Genomic DNA, 4,513 nt, shown 5'->3' with positions numbered 1-4,513 from the left:
GCCGAGGGCGGTGTCGAGGTGCCGGGCCAGCGGCAGCAGCACGTCCCGGATGAACGTCTCGCGCCGGGTCAGCCGCAGCTCCGGGGTCGCCCGCAGCACGAAGGGCACGCCCTCGCCGGCGGAGGTGCGCATCAGCACGTACAGCGGGCGTAGTTGACGGTGGGCGACGCGGACCCGCCATCGGTCGCTCGCGTACTGGCCGGCGTGCGGCAGGATGAAGCCGACCGCGATCAGGATGGCGGACAGCGCGGCGATCGGCGGCGCGAGGTCGGTGCTCAGCCAGTCCAGGTCACCGCCCGCCCAGCGGGCGCCGACCGCGACCAGCTTGACCGCGTCGAAGATCAGGTTGAGCACGTAGCCCGCGCCGAGCAGCTTCAGCCCCCAGCGCAGCCAGGCGTCCAGCCCCTCCGCGCGCACCCAGTTCCACAGCAGCCGCGCGGTGACCATGCAGGCCAGGGCGTGCGCGCAGAGGTAGAGCAGGATCTCCTCGCGCATGAACGGGGTGGTGGCGTAGTAGGTGTCCAGGTCCCGCAGCCGCTCCACCGGCACGTCGGCCAGCAGGAACAGCAGCCACAGCACGGCGATCACGCCGCTGTACACCGACACCACCCAGCGCCGGGCCCGCCGGGTGACCGCCGAGCGGTCGGGGCCGTTGCGCCAGGTGATGATCAGCAGCAGACAGGAGCCGCAGAACGCGGTGAGCAGCGAATAGCACCAGGGCGCCGAGATGTTGGACACCCCGGTCAGCCGGTTCACCCGCGCGATGGTGGACGGCGAGCAGAACACGAAGACCCCGCAGGCCAGCAGCAGCAGACCGCCGACCGCGCGCAGCAGCGGGTCCCGCCACAGCCGGATGATCGTGGGCAGCTTGATCACCAGCGCGATGCCCAGCACCGCCGTCGGAATCCAGAAGGAGATCGAGAAGTCCCGCAGGGTGGCGGCGGGCTCCATGACCGCTGCGCTCACCGCGCGGCCCCGTCCCGGCCGCGATAGCCGAGGGAACGCTGAACGAGGTCCAGGGGCTCGGCGGAGCGTCCCAGGCGGGAGCGGAACAGGGTGGCCAGACGGTGGCCGAAGTCCTCGGCGGCGGCCTCGTCGGCCTCGCGGGAACCGTCACGGGCGGCCACCGTCAGCGCGGCCCCCTCCCAGCCGGACCCGTCCGCGAGGGCCAGGGCGGCCGGGCCGAGGGACGGATGGTGCCGGTGCCCGGCGTACAGGTGCCACAACTCATGACCGAGGATGACGAGTTGCTGTACGGCCTCGGCCCGCTCCTCCACGATGACCAGGTCGAAGTCCTGGAACTCCACCCACAGCCCGGTGACCTCGATCTCGTCCGGGAAGCGCTCGAACCGCAGCTCCACCGGCCGCCCGCCGCGCCGGGCGCTCATCGCCGCGCACAGGGCACGGCAGATGCCGCGCGCATCGGTGGGCGGGTGGGGCGACTCGGCCACTTCGGCCGCGAGGTCCCTGGCCAGGGCGCGCATCGTACGGAGCGGACGGGAGGGGCGCAGTCGGGCGGCCAGTCGTGCCGCTCGCGCCCGTGCGTCCGCGCTGACCATGTGCCGCCCTCTCCTCCTTCGCCCCGGCGCCGTCGCCGGACCGTCCGAGCGTACGCGCACGGGTGTGTCCACGTCATGCGGATCAGCGGGTGTGGTTCAACCGAGAACCACCCGTGCGCGTACGACCGTTCAGTGGCCGGGGGAGGGCACCGGAGTCACCGGGAGACCGCCCGCGGCCGCGCCCATCAGGGTCAGGCCCACCTTGCCGGGTCCGGACAGGGTGGTGAACTCCGACAGCACCGCCAGCGCCAGTGTGTTGGTGCCACGCGTGCGCAGAATCCCGTTCGGCAGCACGAAGGTGTGCTGCGGACCCACGTTGTTGATGTACTGCCCCATGTTCCAGCCGTTGAGGAAGATCTGCGCCCGGTAGGCCCGGTACGGATCGTCCTCCAGCCGCAGCCCCACGGAGGCGTCCACGTCGCCCGGCACCGACAGCCGGAAGGTGGTGCGGTACCAGGTGACGCCCTGCCGCCGCTCCTGTCTGGGGAAGGTCACCGGCTCCCAGTCCCGGTCGCGGAGGCCGGGCAGGTGCCAGCCCTCCCGCTCCCCGTACAGGCCACCGGTGTTCAGCGGGCCGCGTACCGGGTCCACGGCCCGCTCGCCCTGGAGCCGCCAGGACACCTTCGGTGCCGCCCCCGTGAAGGACACCGAGGTCAGGCCGCGTGCCGCCTTGTGGCTGTCGTCCCCCTTGCCGTCCTGGTCGTGCTGCATGCGCCGCACCAGCACCGACAGCACGTGGCGGCCGGGGGAGCGCAGCTGCGGGCGGACGGGGAAGGTGGCCGTCGCCTCCCAGGTGCCCTTGCGGATGGTGGTCGCCTTGTCCGGCACCGGCAGCCGGTGGGTGCCCAGCGGCTCGCCGTCCAGCCAGGCCATCAACAGCCCCTGGGTACCGGAACTGTAGGCGAGCGAGACCGACTCGATCCCGGTACTCCCGCTGAACGTACCCCGGTACCAGACATCCCCGTAGTGGAACCCGTAGTCGTCCGCGAACAGCACCGGGCCGCCCTTGGGGACGGGGGTGGTGCTGTACGAGGTCGTGCGGTCCGCCCGGCGCCACGCGGAGTCGTCGAAGCTCGGGCCGGCCTCCGGGTTCTCGGTGCGCATGCGCCATCCGGTCAGCTCCGGGAGGCGGACCTCGGGCACACCGGGCAGCGGGGCGGTGGTCATCAGGCTGCCGGAGAGGGTGGTCCGGGTCGGCACCTGGCGCCCGTTCCACACCAGGGTGTCGACGCCGCGCGGGCCCCACACCTCCATCACCGACTGGCCGTCCAGGTCGCCGGTGAGCCGCACCTCCGAGCCGTGCACCTCGGCGTGGCGCAGCAGCGCGGGGCCGTACACGACCAGGGTCCCGGCGGGGGTGTCGTACGGGAAGATCCGCATCGAGGTGTCGTCGTCCGCGAAGAGCAGCACCAGCGGGGTCTCGGTCTCGCCGCCGGTCACCAGCACCCGGCTCAGTCCGGCCTCCCCGAGGGGGGCGCTGACGTGCAGCTCTCCGCCTTCGTACGCCCAGCCGGCCTCCGGGTCCAGCCGGGTGACGTTCGGCTCCCGCGGGCAGTCCAGCACCAGGTCCGCCATGTCCCCCCGGCGGCCCGCGAACACGGCGACGTCCCGCGCGCCGGCCGTCACGCTCATCACGGGCTGGGCGGTGCTGTGCCGCATCTTCCGCTTGCCGAGGCGCAGTCCGGTCGCCAGCATGCGGGCGTCGCGGGCGGGGACGGTGATGCGCAGCTTGCCGGTGTTCGCCGGCAGCTCGGCGGTGACCGGCTCGGTGCCGTCGTTGCGGGTGACGTACACGTGCGCACCGGTGTCCGGGTTGGCCAGGTGGTAGACCTTCAGCCCGGCCACCGTCACGTCCGCGGCCCGGTCCAGCCGTGCGAAGTCCGGTACGCGCTGGAAGAGATGGCCGAGCTGGTGCATCGGCGCCATCTTCGGGGTGACGTTGCGGGCCTCGTCGATGGCCGCGCCGTAGTCGTACGACGTGTAGACCACCGGCGCGGGCAGCCACCCCCAGCTGGTGCCGCCGAACGTCATGTAGACGTTGTGCAGGGTGAGGCCGTTGGCGAGGTTGGTCAGGTAGAAGCGGCGCTCGTACGCCGAGTCACGGGTGCGCCGGGCCTCCGGGTACCCCTTGCCGTCGAACCAGGCCCCGCCCCACGGATCGAACCAGCCGCCGCCGAACTCCGGGACGAACCCCGGTGTGTCCGGAGAGGCGGTGGACCCCCCGGTCGGCCCGCCCTTCCCGAACTTCCCCCAGTCCGGCGGGTTCTGGGAGGGCGAGGGGTAGCCGTCGAAGCCGTACAGATAACCGCCCTCCTCACCACCGGTGTCGAAGGAGCCCGGCGTCCAGTGGCCGTTGCGGCCCTTGTCGTTGTGGAAGAGGGGTACGTCGATGCCGTCCGCCCGCACCTTCTTGTACAGGTGGGACATGTACGCCCGGCCGGTCGGCTCGGTGACGTGGGAGTCGTACTCGTTCTCCAGTTGGTACAGCAGGACCGTGCCCCGGCCCCGGGTGTACAGGTGCCTGCGGGCGATCCGGTTCACCTGCGTCAGCCACGCGTCCACGTGCCGCAGATAGGTGGGGTCGGCGGTGCGCGCGGTGCCCTTGGTCACCGTCAGCCAGCCGGGGAACCCTCCGCCGTCGACCTCGGCGTTGATGTACGGGCCGGGGCGCAGGATGACGTACAGCCCGGTCTCGGCCGCCGTGCGCAGGAACAGGTCCAGGTCCCGGACGCCGGTGAAGTCGAAGCGGCCGGGAGCGGGGGAGTGGTAGTTCCAGGAGACGTACACGCTCACCGCGTTGAAGCCGTGCGCCCGCATCTTCTGCAGCACGTCCCGCCACAGCGACGGGCTCGGCAGCCGGAACGGGTGCATCTCGCCCGACCACACCACCAGCCGCCGCCCGTCCACCAGCAGTGAGTGCGGATCGAACCCGACGGTGTGCCGCCGCCCGTCCG

General features: G+C 72.2%; 3 protein-coding genes. All 3 read right to left on the bottom strand.

Features of this window, described 5'->3' with window-relative positions:
- On the bottom strand, positions 1–951 hold a 951-nt coding region (locus GT030_RS16845), incomplete at its 3' end, for a hypothetical protein (protein ID WP_161201801.1).
- An 11-nt stretch (positions 952–962) separates the two neighbouring features.
- Positions 963–1,559, bottom strand: coding sequence for a toxin-antitoxin system, toxin component family protein (locus GT030_RS16840; RefSeq protein WP_202460180.1), 597 nt, complete (start codon positions 1,557–1,559; stop codon positions 963–965).
- A gap of 129 nt (positions 1,560–1,688) precedes the next feature.
- On the bottom strand, positions 1,689–4,513 hold a 2,825-nt coding region (locus tag GT030_RS16835), incomplete at its 5' end, for a beta-galactosidase (RefSeq protein WP_161201799.1).

Source organism: Streptomyces sp. SID1328 (genome assembly GCF_009865595.1).
GTDB classification, from domain to species: domain Bacteria; phylum Actinomycetota; class Actinomycetes; order Streptomycetales; family Streptomycetaceae; genus Streptomyces; species Streptomyces griseoluteus.
Note: the sequence above shows the minus strand (reverse complement) of the source record. Positions and strands in the feature narration are given on the sequence as shown.